The organism is Mycobacterium sp. Marseille-P9652, from assembly GCF_902652685.1.
GTDB lineage: Bacteria > Actinomycetota > Actinomycetes > Mycobacteriales > Mycobacteriaceae > Mycobacterium.
In genome coordinates, this window is record NZ_CACRUY010000001.1 from 263,402 (window position 1) to 278,155 (window position 14,754).

13 protein-coding genes and 1 pseudogene are annotated in these 14,754 nt (G+C 70.4%); 6 read left to right on the plus strand and 8 right to left on the minus strand.

Annotation, left to right across the window (positions count from 1 at the left end; all coding sequences use genetic code 11):
* Positions 1 to 3: 3 nt before the first annotated feature.
* The 5 genes from GPY60_RS01055 (at position 4) to GPY60_RS01075 (ending at position 6,204) form a co-directional block, all read left to right on the plus strand.
* On the plus strand, positions 4 to 1,482 hold the full coding sequence (locus GPY60_RS01055) for an LCP family protein (protein ID WP_370462630.1): 1,479 nt from the start codon (positions 4 to 6) through the stop codon (positions 1,480 to 1,482).
* A complete protein-coding gene (locus GPY60_RS01060; protein WP_197283492.1) occupies positions 1,470 to 2,198 on the plus strand; it encodes a TIGR03089 family protein in 729 nt (242 codons plus the stop codon). Before GPY60_RS01055 ends, GPY60_RS01060 begins: the two co-directional genes overlap by 13 nt.
* A gap of 157 nt (positions 2,199 to 2,355) precedes the next feature.
* Positions 2,356 to 3,981 carry a PPE family protein gene (locus tag GPY60_RS01065; RefSeq protein ID WP_156685701.1) on the plus strand — a complete coding sequence of 542 codons (1,626 nt, stop codon included), beginning with the start codon at positions 2,356 to 2,358 and terminating at the stop codon, positions 3,979 to 3,981.
* Between the two features lie 122 nt (positions 3,982 to 4,103).
* Positions 4,104 to 5,012: a class I SAM-dependent methyltransferase gene (locus GPY60_RS01070; protein WP_156685702.1), complete on the plus strand. Its 909-nt coding sequence runs from the start codon at positions 4,104 to 4,106 to the stop codon at positions 5,010 to 5,012.
* Between the two features lie 10 nt (positions 5,013 to 5,022).
* Complete coding sequence (locus GPY60_RS01075; protein WP_156685703.1) at positions 5,023 to 6,204, plus strand: CoA transferase; 1,182 nt, start codon at positions 5,023 to 5,025, stop codon at positions 6,202 to 6,204.
* A gap of 2 nt (positions 6,205 to 6,206) precedes the next feature.
* Here GPY60_RS01075 and GPY60_RS01080 read toward each other — a convergent pair whose 3' ends face one another.
* The 5 genes from GPY60_RS01080 to GPY60_RS01100 all read right to left on the minus strand — a co-directional run bounded on the left by GPY60_RS01080 (position 6,207) and on the right by GPY60_RS01100 (position 10,743).
* Entirely contained in the window at positions 6,207 to 6,656 is a 450-nt protein-coding gene (locus tag GPY60_RS01080; RefSeq protein ID WP_156685704.1) for a response regulator, read from the minus strand.
* Positions 6,653 to 8,254 carry a sensor histidine kinase gene (locus GPY60_RS01085; protein WP_156685705.1) on the minus strand — a complete coding sequence of 534 codons (1,602 nt, stop codon included), beginning with the start codon at positions 8,252 to 8,254 and terminating at the stop codon, positions 6,653 to 6,655. Before GPY60_RS01085 ends, GPY60_RS01080 begins: the two co-directional genes overlap by 4 nt.
* Positions 8,251 to 9,441: a PP2C family protein-serine/threonine phosphatase gene (locus GPY60_RS01090; protein ID WP_156685706.1), complete on the minus strand. Its 1,191-nt coding sequence runs from the start codon at positions 9,439 to 9,441 to the stop codon at positions 8,251 to 8,253. Before GPY60_RS01090 ends, GPY60_RS01085 begins: the two co-directional genes overlap by 4 nt.
* 260 nt (positions 9,442 to 9,701) lie before the next feature.
* Complete coding sequence (locus tag GPY60_RS01095) at positions 9,702 to 10,403, minus strand: rhomboid family intramembrane serine protease (protein ID WP_156685707.1); 702 nt, start codon at positions 10,401 to 10,403, stop codon at positions 9,702 to 9,704.
* A gap of 70 nt (positions 10,404 to 10,473) precedes the next feature.
* A complete protein-coding gene (locus GPY60_RS01100) occupies positions 10,474 to 10,743 on the minus strand; it encodes a hypothetical protein (protein ID WP_156685708.1) in 270 nt (89 codons plus the stop codon).
* 363 nt (positions 10,744 to 11,106) lie between these two features.
* On the opposite strand from GPY60_RS01100, the gene GPY60_RS01105 reads away from it, so the two are divergent.
* Positions 11,107 to 11,691, plus strand: coding sequence for an HdeD family acid-resistance protein (locus tag GPY60_RS01105; protein ID WP_231639206.1), 585 nt, complete (start codon positions 11,107 to 11,109; stop codon positions 11,689 to 11,691).
* On the opposite strand, the gene GPY60_RS01110 is transcribed toward GPY60_RS01105, so the two are convergent.
* The 3 genes and pseudogenes from GPY60_RS01110 to GPY60_RS01120 all read right to left on the minus strand — a co-directional run bounded on the left by GPY60_RS01110 (position 11,655) and on the right by GPY60_RS01120 (position 14,677).
* Positions 11,655 to 12,824, minus strand: coding sequence for an acyl-CoA dehydrogenase (locus GPY60_RS01110; RefSeq protein WP_156685710.1), 1,170 nt, complete (start codon positions 12,822 to 12,824; stop codon positions 11,655 to 11,657). The genes GPY60_RS01105 and GPY60_RS01110 overlap by 37 nt on opposite strands.
* 15 nt (positions 12,825 to 12,839) lie before the next feature.
* A complete protein-coding gene (purE, locus tag GPY60_RS01115) occupies positions 12,840 to 13,418 on the minus strand; it encodes a 5-(carboxyamino)imidazole ribonucleotide mutase (protein WP_370462631.1) in 579 nt (192 codons plus the stop codon).
* Positions 13,348 to 14,677: pseudogene (locus GPY60_RS01120) on the minus strand (5-(carboxyamino)imidazole ribonucleotide synthase). The gene purE and the pseudogene GPY60_RS01120 overlap by 71 nt, the downstream one beginning before the upstream one ends.
* Positions 14,678 to 14,754 lie beyond the last annotated feature (77 nt).

Here is a 14,754-nt window from a genome sequence, read left to right on the forward strand (position 1 = left end):
GTTGTGATGCCTGTGCAGCGTGTGATTCGTGTGATTGCCACTGTGCTGACCCTTGTCGTGGTTCTCGGGACCGGGCTCGCCTGGAGCAACGTCCGCGCGTTCGAGGACGGCATCTTCCACATGTCCGCGCCCTCGCTGGGCAAGGGCGGCGACGACGGCGCCATCGACATCCTGCTCGTCGGCCTCGACAGCCGCACCGACGCGCACGGCAACCCGCTGTCCGCCGAGGAGCTGGCGACGCTGCGCGCCGGCGACGAGGAGGCCACCAACACCGACACGATCATCCTCATCCGCATCCCGAACAACGGGAAGTCGGCCACCGCGATCTCGATCCCGCGCGACTCCTACGTCGCCGCCCCCGGCCTGGGGAAGACGAAGATCAACGGCGTCTACGGCCAGACCCGGGAGGCCAAGCGCGTCAGCCTGGTCAAGGCCGGCGACTCCGCCGAGGACGCGGCGCGGCAGGGCACCGAGGCCGGCCGCGAGGCGCTGATCAAGACGGTCGCCGACCTGACCGGGGTCACCGTCGACCACTACGCCGAGATCGGCCTGCTGGGCTTCTCGCTGATCACCGACGCGCTGGGCGGCGTGGACGTGTGCCTCAAACAGCCTGTGTTCGAACCGCTTTCGGGCGCCGACTTCCCGGCCGGCCCGCAACGGCTCGACGGTCCGGAGGCCCTGAGCTTCGTGCGGCAGCGCCACGAACTCCCCCGGGGCGACCTCGACCGGGTGGTGCGCCAGCAGGTGGTGATGGCGTCGCTGGCCCACCGGGTGATCTCGGGCCAGACCCTGTCGAGCCCCACCACGGTCAAGCGGCTCGAGGCCGCCGTGCAGCGCTCCGTGGTGATCTCGTCGGGCTGGGACGTCATGGATTTCGTGCAGCAGATGCAGAAGCTGGCCGGCGGCAACGTCGCGTTCGCCACGATCCCCGTGCTCGACGGCGCCGGCTGGAGCGACGACGGCATGCAGAGCGTGGTGCGGGTGGACCCGCACCAGGTGCAGGAGTGGGTGGCCGGCCTGCTGCACGACCAGGACCAGGGCAAGACCGAGGAACTGGCCTACACCCCCGCCAAGACCACCGCCAGCGTGGTGAACGACACCGACATCAACGGGCTGGCGGCGTCGGTGTCACAGGTGTTGAGCGCCAAGGGCTTTGCCACCGGCACCGTCGGCAACAACGACGGCGGCCACGTGAAGACCAGCCAGGTGCGCGCGGCCAAGACCGACGACCTCGGCGCCCAGCAGGTGGCCAAGGAGCTCGGCGGGCTGCCCGTCGTCCCCGACGCCTCGCTGGCACCCGGCGCGGTGCGGGTGGTGCTGGCCAACGACTACACCGGCCCGGGCTCGGGCCTGTCCGGCGGGCCGAGCAACCAGGTGATGGCCGCCGCCGCGTCGGGGCCGGGCTCGGCCCCCGACCCGACCGTGCCGCCGCCGTCGCCGATCCTGACCGCGGGTTCCGACAAACCCGAGTGCATCAACTGAGCACGCTCAGCGCCGCCATCCTGGACCCGATGCTGCGGGCCGACCCGGTCGGCCCGCGCATCACCTACTACGACGACGCGTCCGGCGAGCGCATCGAGCTGTCCGCGGTGACGCTGGCGAACTGGGCGGCCAAGACGGGCAACCTGTTGCGCGACGAGCTGGGTGCCGGTCCGGCGAGCCGGGTGGCGATCCTGCTGCCGGCGCACTGGCAGACCGCGGCGGCGCTGTTCGGGGTGTGGTGGATCGGCGCGGAGGTGGTGCTGGACGGCGCGGCCGACCTGGCGCTGTGCACGGCCGACCGGCTTGAGGAGGCCGACGCCCTGGTGGCCGGCGGTGAGGTGGCCGTCCTGTCGCTCGACGCGTTCGGCCGCCCGGTCCCCGACCTGCCGATCGGGGTGACGGACTACGCGACCGCGGTCCGCGTGCACGGCGACCAGATCGTGCCCGAACCGCACCCGGGTCCCGCGCTGGCCGGCCGGTCGGCCGACGAGATCCTGGCCGAGTGCCAAAGCTCGTCCGCGGCAAGGGGTTTGACGCCAGATGACCGGGTGCTCTCCACCGCCTCGTGGGCCCGAGCCGACGACCTGGTGGACGGCCTGCTGTCGATCCTGGCCGTCGGCGCCTCGCTGGTGCAGGTGGCCAACCCCGACCCGTCGCTGCAGGCGCGCCGGATCGAGACGGAGAAGGTCACCCGGGTGCTCGACCAGCCACTCTGACATTGCCGAGTTAGCTTACCCAATGCTAACTTCACGGCGTTAAGTCAAGTCCGAGTGGGGGCAGGAGCTTGGATAACCGCCACGCCGGCACGATCCGGACCCGGGGCGTGTTGGACGCCTGGGGAGTTCGCCGCGCGTCTCGGGATGGCTGCGGTCCATGACGGCGCCCATCTGGATGGCCGCGCCGCCGGAGGTGCATTCGGCGTTGCTCAGCAGTGGTCCCGGTCCGGCGTCTTTGCTCGCGGCGGCGACGGCGTGGGACGGGTTGAGTGCCGAGTACGCCGCCGTGGCCGAGGAACTCGCCGCGGTGGTGGCGAACGTGCACGCCGGTTCGTGGCAGGGGCCGAGCGCCGAGTCGTTTGCCGCGGCTCATGCGCCGTATCTGGCGTGGTTGACCCTGGCCAGTGCCGTCAGCGCCGCGACCGCCGCCCGGCAGCAGGCGGCAGCCGCCGCCTTCGCCGCCGCGCTGGCTGCTATGCCGACTCTGGGCGAGCTGGCCGCCAACCACGTCGTCCACGCGGTGCTGGTGGCGACCAACTTCTTCGGGCTCAACACCATCCCGATCGCCCTCAACGAGGCCGATTACGCGCGAATGTGGATCCAGGCGGCCACCACGATGGCCACTTACGAAGCCGTCTCGAGCGCGGCCGTCGCGTCGACGCCGCACACCACCCCGGCGCCGGCGGTGGTGAACCCGGTATCGGGGTGGGTCGATTCGGTCGGCAGCGCCGTCCAGACCGCGGGACAGCTCGCCCAGGACGCCGCCGCGACAAACCTGTCCGACCTGCCGTCCGCGTTGCTCGACTTGATCCAGAACTTCAGCATCACCGCCTTCCTGCAGGACCCGATCGGCTACACCCAGGAAGTATTCGAGTCGTTCCTGGGCCACTTCCCCCTGCTGTCGGACCTCTATCTCGGGTTCGGCGGCGACCACATCTTCGAGTTCCTGGAGAACCCGGTGGGCTTCGTGGAGAACGTCATCAACAAGTTCCTGGCGGATCCGGTTGCCGCGCTGAGTAACCCGTTTCTGTTGGTACTGAGCCCGGACGATTTCGCCTCCATCGCCTACAGCCTCTTCTCCCCGTTCGTCGCGCCCGCCGCACTGGCTGCGGCGCCCGTCGGGGCGGTCGGCCTCGCGGGGCTGGCCCAAGCGATCGGCCCGGCCGGCATACCTCCGGTCGCTGTGGCGCCGTCGCTTGCACCCGCGGTGGCTGCGCCCGTCGTGCTGCCGGCCGCCGCGGTGGCTCCCACCACGGTCGCGTCGGCCGTCGCCTCCGGCGCCCCGCCGACACCGGCTCCCGCGCCCGCGGCGAGCACCGTCGCCTCTCCGGCGCCGCCGCCCGCCGCGGGTGGGCCGGCGGTCGTGGGTCCTTACGCCGTGGGGCCGCCCGGCATCGACGTCGGTTCGGGGCGCGGCGCCGTGGCCGGTGCCAGCGCCAGAAGTAGGACGCCGCTGGGCGACACCGCGGCCGCGGCCGACGCGGCGGCGACGCGGCAGCGGGCGGCGGCGCGCCGGCGGCGCCGGGCGAAACAGCGCGGCTACGGCGACGAGTTCGCGGACATGAATGTCGAGGTCGAGGCGGACTGGGGCGCACCGCCCGCCGCCGAACCGGTGGCGGTGGGCTCGGACCTCGGTGCAGGGACTATCGGGTTCGCCGGGACGGTGTCGGAAGACGGTGCCCAAGCGACGGGGTTGACCACGTTTTCCGCCGACGACTTCGGCGGTGGACCAAGCACGCCGATGCTGCCCCACACATGGGGTACCGACAACTCCGAGAGGTAGCGAGGGGAGGGCTGACGGTTTGAGCAAACGACGGCCGATCGCTGCCGCCGACACATCTTGATATCGCTATAGGGCAACCTCGCCGGCGACCACATTCGCGCAGATCGTTATTGTGGCTAACCATGGCGCGCACCGACAACGACACCTGGGACCTCGCGACGAGCGTGGGGGCCACCGCGACCATGGTGGCGGCGGGGCGGGCCCGGGCCACCCGCACGGGCCTGATCGACGACCCGTTCGCCGAGCCGCTGGTGCGCGCCGTCGGTGTGGACTTCTTCACCCGCTGGGCCGCAGGCGAACTCGACTCCGCCGAGGTCGACGTCCCCGGTGCCCCGTGGGGCATGCAGCGCATGACCGACATCCTGGCCGCCCGCACCCGCTACATCGACGCGTTCTTCGCCGAGGCGCAGGACGCGGGCATCCGCCAGGTGGTCATCCTGGCCTCCGGCCTGGACGCCCGCGGCTACCGGCTGCCCTGGGCCGACGACACCACGGTGTTCGAGATCGACCAGCCACAGGTCATCGACTTCAAGGCCGTCACCATCGCCGGGCTCGACGCCAATCCCACCGCCGAGGTGCGGGCGGTTCCGATCGACCTGCGCAACGACTGGCCGGCCGCGCTGCGGGCGGCCGGGTTCGACACCGCCCGCCCCGCCGCCTGGGCGGCCGAGGGCCTGCTCGGGTTCCTGCCCGCCGACGCCCAGGACCGGCTGCTGGACAACATCACCGCACTCAGCGCCCGCGGCAGCCGGCTGGTGGCCGAGGTGTTCTGGAACTCCGGCACCAACGAGGACGCGCTGAACGCCGCGGCCGGAAAGTGGCGGGAGAACGGCCTCGACGTCGAACTCGACGACCTGGGCTTCCCCGGCGAGCGCAACGACGTGGCGACGTACCTTGAGGGCCGCGGATGGCGGCCGGCGAGCACGCCGATCAACGGGTTGCTGGCCGACGCCGGACTGCCATTGCAGTCCACCGACGAGTCGGCGCCGTTCGCCAGGAACTATTACTGCACCGCGGTATTCGAGGGCTGAGGGAGGCCCCATGGCACACAGGCCCCTGGACGGATTCCGCGTCCTGGACTTCACCCAGAACGTCGCCGGGCCGCTGGCCGGCCAGGTGCTCGCCGATCTGGGCGCCGAGGTCATCAAGGTGGAGGCCCCCGGCGGCGAGGCCGCCCGGCACATCACCGCCGTCCTGCCCGGGCGCCCGCCGCTGGCAACGTATTTCCTGCCGAACAACCGCGGCAAGAAGTCGGTGACCGTCGACCTGACGACCGAGGAGGGCAAGCAACAGATACTGCGGCTCGCCGACACGGCCGACGTCGTCCTGGAGGGCTTCCGGCCCGGCGTCATGGAACGCATGGGCCTCGGACCCGACGACTTGCGTTCGCGCAACCCCAAACTCGTCTACGCGCGCCTGTCGGCCTACGGCGGCAACGGCCCGCACGGCAGCAGGCCCGGCGTCGACCTGATGGTCGCCGCCGAGGCGGGCATGACCACCGGAATGCCCACGCCGGACGGCAAGCCGCAGATCATCCCGTTCCAAATGGTCGACAACGCCAGCGGTCACGTCCTGGCCCAGGCCGTGCTGGCCGCGCTGCTCAACCGGGAACGCCACGGGGTGGCCGACGTCGTGCGCGTGGCGATGTACGACGTCGCGGTGGGGCTGCAGGCCAACCAGCTCACCATCCACCTGAACAAGCCGACGGATGCGCCCAAACCTGACCAGGCGCCAAAGGCCAAGCGCCGCAAGAGCGTCGGCTTCGCGACCCAGCCGTCGGACGCGTTCCGGGCGGCCGACGGCTACCTGGTGATCAGCGCGTACGTGCCCAAGCACTGGGCCAAACTGTGCGAGATCATCGGCCGGCCCGACCTGCTGGCCGACGAGCGGTTCGCCGACCAGCGCGCGCGAGCGCTGAACTATCCCGAACTCACCGAGGAACTCGAATCGGCGCTGGCCGCCAAGACCGCCGCCGAATGGGTCGACCTGCTGCAGGAGGGCGGCCTGATGGCCTGCCTGGCCTACACGTGGAAGCAGGTGGTCGGCACGCCGCTGTTCGCCGAGAACGACCTGGCCCTGCGGGTCGGGGAGGGTGATGACGCCATCACCGTGATCCGCACGCCCGCACGGTATTCCAGCTTCGACGCCGTCGCGACCGATCCCCCGCCGGAGCCCGGCCAGCACAACGCCGAAGTGCTGCCGAAGCCCGAACCGGCCTCCTGACGTCAGACCCCCGGAAGCCGAACCACCTGGATGAAGAACTCGTCGATCTGCCGGACCGCGTTGATGAACTGGTCCAGGTCGACCGGCTTGGTGACGTAGGCGTTGGCGTGCAGCTCGTAGCTGCGCAGGATGTCCTCCTCGGCCGACGAGGTGGTGAGCACCACGATCGGGATGCGCGACAGGTCCGGATCGGACTTGACCTTCTCCAGCAGCTGGCGGCCGTCGTACTTGGGCAGGTTCAGGTCGAGCAGGATGAGGTCGGGCCGCGGGGCCTCGGCGAATTGCCCTCGCTTGTAGAGGAAGTCGAGGCCCTCCTCGCCGTCGTGCGCGACGTGCAGATTGTTCTTGAGCTTGTTGTGTTCGAACGCTTCCCGCGTGATCAGTTCGTCCCCGGGGTCGTCCTCCACAAGCAGGATCTCGATCGCCCGACCCTCGGGTGTTCCGGATGTCACTGGTGCGCTCCTTCCAAAGCGGCCTGGCTGTCGTCCGCGGTCGCGGGAACGGGCAGCGTGAAGATGAACCGGGTCCCGTCGGTGTAGGTGTCGTCGATCCTGATGGTGCCGCCGTGGTGCTCGACGATCTTCTTGACCAGCGCGAGCCCGACGCCGGTGCCGGCGTACACCTCTCGGCCGTGCAGGCGCTGGAAGATGACGAAGACCTTGTCGGCGAACTCCTGCGGGATGCCGATGCCGTTGTCCGACACGCTCAGCACGTACTGGCCGTCGGAGTCGCCGGCGCCCTCCCGGCACTCGATGACGATGCGCGGGCGCCGGTCCTTGTGCCGGAACTTCACCGCGTTGCCGATCAGGTTCTGCCACAACATCGTCAGCAACACCGGGTCCCCGACGATCCGGGGCAGCGGCTGGGCCGGCCGCACGATCTCGGCCTCGGACTCCTCGATGGCGGCGGCCAGGTTGGCCACGCCGGCGTCGAGCGCGGTGTCGAGTTCCACCTCGGTCTGCATCGTGTTGAGGCGGCCCGCCCGGGAGAAGGTGAGCAGGTCGTTGATCAGCACCTGCATGCGCTTGGCCCCGTCGACGGCGAAGCCGATGTACTCGAGCCCGCGCTCGTCAAGCTGGTCCCGGTAACGCTTCTCGAGCAACTGACAGAACGAGGCGACCTTGCGCAGCGGTTCCTGCAGGTCGTGGGAGGCGACGTAGGCGAACTGCTCGAGCTCGGTGTTCGACCGTCGCAATTCGACCGCCTGCTCATCCAACTGGGCTCGGGCCGAACGGGATACCTCGAGTTCCTCGACGATCCGCCTGCGCATGTCCTCCACGTCGATCGCCATGTCCCGAATGTCTCTGGGCCGCTTCGGGGGGACGATGCGCTCGTCGAAGTTTCCCTCGGTGATCCGCCGGCACGCCGCCGCGAGCGCCGCCAGCGGGCGAGCGACCATGTCGCGCACCAGGAAACCGAGCATGGCCGCCGCGGCGAAGAAGAACAGCACCATGGCGATCAGCACGCGGTCGCGCCACGCGTTGGTGCGCCGGAGCTCCTCGGCCGCGTGCGTGCGGCCCTCGGACAGATCCGCGTTCTGCTTGTCGAAAAGCGAACGCAGGTGGTCGAATTCGGCCTTGCCGCGCTCCGTGGCCGGTCGGTTGGTGAGGTTGCGGGTGCCCGGGGCGACGCTCGCGATCGCCGGCTCCGCGTAGTTGGTCCGCCAGTTGGCGGCGGCCTGCTCGACGGCGTCGAGGTCGGTGAGCAAGTCGACGCGCCCGGCGAGGCGGCGCCGCAGGTCGTCGGCGGCCGCCCGTTCGGTCTGTTGGCCGTCGTAGTATGGCGTGAGGAACTGCCGGTCGGCGGCAATCAGGTAGCCGCGCACACCCGTCTCCTGGTCGCGCAGCGCCGCCTGCAACTGAAAGGCCGTCACGCGCGCCGGCCCGAGGCTGTCGGTCAGCTCGCGCGTGGTCGCGTCGGTGTGGTGCAGCAGCAGCGCTCCGACGACCGCGCCGGCGAGCACCAGCACGCCCATCAGGGCGAGCGCCAGGGCCTGCCATCCACGGACCGTCAGCTGGGACAGTCCCAGGCGGTCCGGCAGAGCGCTCATGAAGCGGTCCGCTCGATGCGCAGCACGGCGATGTCGTCGGTCAGGCCGCCGCGCGGCTCGGCGAGCCGCTGGGCGCCGTCGATCAGGGCGTCGACGAACTCCGGGCCGGGGCGGTGCGCGTGGGAGCGGGCCAGCGCGAGCAGGCCGTCCTCGCCGAGGCGTTCGATCCCCCGTCCCGAGTACCCCTCGAACAGGCCGTCGGTCAGTAGCAGCAGCCCCTGGCCGGCGGCCAGCTCGAATTCGGTGCGCGGCCAGTCGTTGGCGCGCAGGCCCAGCGCCGGGCCGGCCGGCGGCTCGACCCAGTCGACGGCGCCGCCGCTCTGCAGCAGCATCCCGGGGTGCCCGGCGCGCACGGCGGTGACGCGCGGGCTGTCGGGCGCGATCTCCAGACCCAGGACCGTCGCGAAGATCCCGATGTCCGTCCGCTCCGAGCGCAGCACCCGCTCGAGCTGGCACATCAGCTCGACGCCGTGCACCCCGGCGAACGTGAGCGCGCGGAACGCGATCCGCAGCGCCGCGCCCAGGGCCGCCTCGTCGGGCCCGTGGCCGGCGACGTCGCCGATCAGGACGTGGACGGTCCGGTCGGGCGTCTGCACGACGTCATAGAAGTCGCCGCACAGCAGCGCGTCCTCGCGGCTCGGCCGGTAGCGGGCGACGATGTCGACGCCCGGGTTGTCCTGCAGCAACGGGGACGGCAGCAGGCCCCGCTCCAGCAGCGCGTTCTCGCGCGCCCGGAGCTGGCTGGCATGCAGGTCGGCGGCGATGAGCTCGGCGCGCTTGCGCTCGATCGCGTAGAGCAGCGCCCGCCGCAGCATCTCAGGCTCGACGCGCCCCTTGACGAGGTAGTCCTGCGCGCCCGCCGCGACGGCCGAGGCCCCGAAGTACTCGTCGTTCAGGCCGGTCAGCACCACGATGGGCACGGTGGCGTCCCGCTTGGCGATACGGTCCAGCGCGTCGATGCCGTTGGCGTCGGGCAGGTGCAGGTCCAGCAGCACGCAGTCGGGGCGGGCCGAGGCGAGTTCACGCTCCGCGTGCGCCATCGACTGGGCCCACACCACCCTGATGTCGGCCACCGCGTCGGCGATCAGATCCTCCACCAGCACCGCGTCGGCGCGGTCGTCCTCGACCAGCAGCAATGACAGCGACCGCCAGTGGGCGGCCGGGGTCACGGGAGCTTGCACGGGCATCAATTCCCGGTCATCCGATGACGCGCGAGGGCGACCGTGTTGTTCACTGGACACCCCCCTGGGCCGCGGACTGATCTTTGCTGTGGCGATGCGGCGGGATAGCCGGTGCGCCGCAGCTGACTCTACGTGTGGCCTGCCCAACCCGAATGGATGCCGGGCAAATCTTATTCGGTCCGTTCGCGGCGACCCAAATCGGGCGCCGGTCCGCAGGCACCTGAACTGCGGCGACGCGGGCCCGCGAGCGACACAAACAAGACGGCCTAGATCGGGGCCCATCGCTCACGCTTTGCCGTCACCCGTCCCGTGCCGCTGAGGACACCCGCGACGAGCACGCCGAAGACGAAGCCGCCCACGTGCGCGAAGAACGCGACGCCACCGCCGCCGGAGCTCGTGGGGTGCACCAGGGCGTTCCTGCCTTCCATGAACTGGTACACAAACCAGCCGCCGAGGTATATCCACGCCGGGATGTTGACCGGGAACCACAGCATCAAGGTGCGCACGTTGGAGGTGGGATAGAGCACGAAGTAGGCGCCGAGCACGGCGGCGATCGCGCCGCTGGCGCCGAGGGTAGGAATCTGCGCATCGGACGCGCTGCCGAAATACAGCGTCATCGCCGCCTGCATCATGGTCGCCGCGAAACCGCCGGCAACGTAGAACAACAGGTAGCCGAGCCGGCCGAAGGCGTCCTCGACGTTCTTGCCGAAGATCGCCAAGAACAGCATGTTGCCCAGGATGTGGTCCCAGCCGGCGTGCATGAACATGGCGGTGATCCAGCTGACCCCCCACGGCAGGCCGAGCCGGCAGGTGTTGGTGACGTCGCAGGGGTGAAACGACGCCTGGTTGATCGCCGCGTCGCCGCTTGGCAGTTCGTAGAGCAGGAAGACCGCGAAATTGGCCGCGATCAGCGTGACGTTGACGACCGGGAAACGGCGGGCCGGGACGTCATCGGAGAACGGGATCACCGACCTTGCCCCCTTTCGAAGGGCTAAACCATTGTGCGGCAGAACAATTCATCACACCGGCGAGCAGCGGCTACTCGGCCCCCTCCAGCACCGTGAGCTCCCAGTTGAACCACGCGCTGGCATACCGGATCCGTTTCTTCGCTTCGTCGATATCCGGCCTGACGGCCAGCCTGTCGAGAATCCGCTCGGCGACGTGACGCGAATGATCCGGCAGGCCTTCGGCGCCGCACTGACACGTCGCCGTGCCGTCAGGGCCGCCCTCGCCCGGGCGGTGCTCGTCGACGACCCGGCCGACGTGCTCGGCCAGTCCTTGGTGGAAGTGCTCCAGCGGCTCTGCCATGTCATCACCCCGACGGCAATCCGGCGTCGAAACCACGGCGGCGCCCCCGACGGGATTCCGCCTGTGATGGCCGCCATTTCACTGCGCTCGCTACCCCGGGCATAGGGCACAAAGTCATCGATGTGGGTAGGCAATCGAGCCTTCGCGGGCCTTCACCTCTTGCCGTAACCCGCGCGCCGGGAGGATCCTATCCTGCAGAAAACAACGCCGATGTCGGTGCGGGAGAACGAGGCGATGCGGCCGCCCGCGGCCACGCGATCTGCCTTCCGGGCCGAAATAGCGCGCCGACAACCGTTTTGGGCGCCAGGCCGTCGATCGGCGCAGCACGGGAGGCGACGACCCATGGGTGCTCACGCTCGCGCGGTGCCCAGTCCCTGGCAGGTGACGCTGCCGTGGGGGGTGGCGACACTGATCCTCGGCGTGCTCCTCCTCGCCGCACCGGCGAGTTCGATCATGGCCGCGGCCGCCCTGTTGGGCATGTATCTCGCGGCGTCGGGCTTCGCCGAAATGGCTTTGGCGTCCGCGCTCGATTCAGCCGCGGGCAGCCGAATCGCGCTCTTCCTGACGGGCGCGTTGTCGTTGGTATTGGCTGTCGTCACGTTCCGGCACTTCGGCTACGCCTATGCGGTCCTGTTGCTGGCCCTCTGGATCGGCGTCGCGTTCATCTTCCAAGGCGTCTCCGAAGTCGCGGTGGCCCTCGATCAGCCGGCGCTGCCCAACCGCGGGTGGTACGCGGCCCTCGGGGTCATCAGCATGGTGGCGGGCGTCGTCATGCTCGCCTGGCCGTTTTCCACCCTCACCGCGGCGACGACCGCCGCCGGCGTCTGGCTGGTGGTTATGGGGACGGGCGATGTCTTCTGGGCCCTACGGGCGCGCCGACCCCTGGGACACGTGGCGCCCCGGGAGGTTGGTCAGCGCAGCAGTGCGCGTGACATCACCACGCGCTGAATCTGGTTCGTGCCCTCGTAGATCTGCGTGATCTTGGCGTCGCGCATCATGCGCTCGACGGGGAAGTCGGAGGTGTAGCCGGCGCCGCCGAACAGTTGCACGGCGTCGGTGGTGACCTCCATCGCGACGTCGGAGGCGAAACACTTCGAGGCCGCGGAGATGAAGCCCAGGTTGGCTTCGCCGCGCTCGGCGCGCGCGGCCGCCTGGTACACCAGCATCCGCGCGGCCTCGACCTTCATCGCCATGTCGGCGAGCATGAACTGCACGGCTTGAAAGCTGCTGATCGACTCGCCAAACTGCTTGCGGTCCTTGGTGTAGGCGATCGCGGCGTCCACCGCGCCCTGGGCGATGCCCACGGCCTGGGCGCCGATGGTCGGACGAGTGTGGTCCAGGGTGGCCAGCGCCGTCTTGAAGCCCGTGCCCGGCTCGCCGATGATCCGGTCGCCCGGGATGCGGCAGTTCTCGAAATACAACTCGGTGGTCGGCGAACCCTTGATCCCCAGCTTCTTCTCCTTGGGACCGACGGTGAAACCCTCGTCGTCCTTGTGCACCATGAACGACGAGATGCCGTTGGCGCCCTTGTCCGGGTCGGTCACCGCCATCACGGTGTACCAGGACGACTGGCCGCCGTTGGTGATCCAGCACTTGGCGCCGTTGAGGATCCAGTCGTCACCGTCGGCCTTGGCCCGGGTGCGCATCGCGGCCGCGTCGCTGCCGGCCTCACGCTCGGACAGCGCGTAGGACGCCATCGCGGTCCCGTCGGCGATCTGCGGCAGCACCTGCTTCTTCAGCTCGTCGGAGCCGCGCAGGATCAGGCCCATCGTGCCCAGCTTGTTCACCGCGGGAATCAGCGACGCCGACGCGTCGACGCGCGCCACCTCCTCGATGACGATGCACGCCGCCACCGAGTCCGCGCCCTGACCGCCGTACTCCTCGGGCACGTGCACGGCGTTGAACCCCGACGCGTTCAGGGCGTCCAGCGCCTCCTGCGGGAACCGGGAGTTCTCGTCCACGTCCGCGGCGTGCGGAGCGATCTCCTTTTCCGCCAGCGCGCGGATCGCCGCCCGCAACTCCTGATGCTCCTCGGGCAACTGGAACAAATCGAACGACGGGTTTCCGGCCCAACCAGCCATGACTAACTCCTCCTGCTACTCACCGGTAACTTTACCGTGCAGCTTCTGCAGCGCCGCATCCTTTGCGGCCACGCTTTTTGCCAGCCCGTCCTGGAATTCGACGACGCGCGCCCGCAGCGCCGGGTCGGACGACGCCAGGATCCGCACGGCCAGCAGGCCCGCGTTGCGGGCGCCGCCGATCGACACGGTGGCCACCGGCACGCCCGCGGGCATCTGCACGATCGACAGCAGCGAGTCCAGGCCGTCCAGCCGGGCCAGCGGCACCGGCACCCCGATCACCGGGAGCGGCGTCGCGGACGCCACCATCCCGGGCAGATGGGCGGCGCCGCCGGCGCCGGCGATGATCACCTCGATGCCGCGGTCGGCCGCGCCGCGCGCGTAGTCGAACATCACCGCCGGGGTGCGGTGTGCCGACACCACCCGGACTTCGGCCGGAATCCCGAACTCGGCCAGTGCCTCCGCGGCATCCGACATGACCGACCAGTCGCTGTCGCTGCCCATGATCACGCCTACCCTGGCGGCTCTACTCACTGCGCCGCTCCTCTCCCCCGCAAGCGGGTGGGGTCCCCGCAGGGCTGGGGAGTGCCCCCACATCGCTGCGTCCCCCTCGGCGCTCCGCGCCTGGGGGCGCCCCCACTGCATCGTCGCCGGCGCTACTCATGCGGGTCCCATCCGTCGGTCCACTCCCCGTGCGACAACCAGTGTGCCGCCAGCTCGGCGCGCTCCCGCAGCACGGGCAACTCGGCGGGATCCGCGCCCACGAAGTTCACGTGGCCCACCTTGCGGCCCGGTCGTTCGGTCTTCCCGTAGAGGTGAACGCGGGCCTCGGGCATCCGCGCGAACAGGTGGTGCATCCGCTCGTCCGGGCTCATCTCCGGCTCCCGCGCCGCGCCCAGGACGTTGGCCATCACGGTCACCGCCGCGATGGCGTCGGTGCTGCCGAGCGGATAGTCCAGCACCGCCCGCAGGTGCTGTTCGAACTGGCTGGTCCGCGCGCCGTCCATGGTCCAGTGCCCGGAGTTGTGCGGCCGCATCGCGAGCTCGTTGACGAGCAGCTCGCCGCGCGTGTCCTCGAACAGCTCGACGGCGAGCACCCCGACCACGCCAAGCTCGTCGGCCAGGCGCAGCGCCAGCCGCTGCGCCGCCGCGGCGACGTGGTCGGCCAGGTCCGGGGCCGGGGCGATGACCTGCACGCAGATGCCATCACGCTGCACCGTCTCGACCACCGGCCAGGCGGCGCCCTGCCCGAAGGGGGACCGCGCGACCAGCGCCGACAGCTCCCGCCGCAGGGCAACCCGCTCCTCGGCCAGCACCGGCACGCCGTCAGCCAGGTAGCCGGCCGCGATCTCCCGGGCGTGTCCCAGGTCGCGGGCCATCTGCACGCCGCGGCCGTCGTAGCCCCCGCGGACCGCCTTCACGACGAGCGGCCCGTCGACGCGCGCCGCGAAGGCGTCCAGCTCGTCGAGGCTGCCGATGCCCGCGTAGCGGGGCACCGGCGCGCCGAGCGCCTCCAGCCGGCGCCGCATCACGAGCTTGTCCTGGGCGTGGATCAGCGCCTGCGGCGGCGGGGCCACGTTGACGCCCTCGGCGACCAGCTTGTCCAGCAACTCCGACGGGACGTGCTCGTGGTCGAACGTCAGCACGTGGGCGCCCCTCGCCGCCCGGCGCAGGTCCTCCAGCTCGGTGTGCAGGCCGATCACGACGTCGGGGGTGACCTGCGCGGCCGGCTCGTCGGGGCCGGTGGCGAGCACCCGCAGCGTCTGCCCGAGCGCGATCGCGGCCTGATGGGTCATGCGGGCGAGCTGTCCGCCGCCGACCATGGCGACTATCGGTGTATCCGGCACGGCCATCATGGTGTCACGGCGACGGGATGATGGTGACGGCGTGTTGACCGGCGGTGACGCGCAATAGTTATGCAATACTTTGCGCC

Excerpts from the sequence above, each read along its gene's own strand:
- GPY60_RS01065 (WP_156685701.1), top strand. The coding sequence starts at position 2,356 with ATGACGGCGCCCATCTGGATGGCCGCGCCGCCGGAGGTGCATTCGGCG.
- GPY60_RS01070 (WP_156685702.1), top strand. The coding sequence starts at position 4,104 with ATGGCGCGCACCGACAACGACACCTGGGACCTCGCGACGAGCGTGGGG.
- GPY60_RS01075 (WP_156685703.1), top strand. The coding sequence starts at position 5,023 with ATGGCACACAGGCCCCTGGACGGATTCCGCGTCCTGGACTTCACCCAG.
- GPY60_RS01085 (WP_156685705.1), bottom strand. The coding sequence starts at position 8,254 with ATGAGCGCTCTGCCGGACCGCCTGGGACTGTCCCAGCTGACGGTCCGT.
- GPY60_RS01090 (WP_156685706.1), bottom strand. The coding sequence starts at position 9,441 with ATGCCCGTGCAAGCTCCCGTGACCCCGGCCGCCCACTGGCGGTCGCTG.
- GPY60_RS01100 (WP_156685708.1), bottom strand. The coding sequence starts at position 10,743 with ATGGCAGAGCCGCTGGAGCACTTCCACCAAGGACTGGCCGAGCACGTC.
- GPY60_RS01110 (WP_156685710.1), bottom strand. The coding sequence starts at position 12,824 with ATGGCTGGTTGGGCCGGAAACCCGTCGTTCGATTTGTTCCAGTTGCCC.
- purE (WP_370462631.1), bottom strand. The coding sequence starts at position 13,418 with ATGTGGGGGCACTCCCCAGCCCTGCGGGGACCCCACCCGCTTGCGGGG.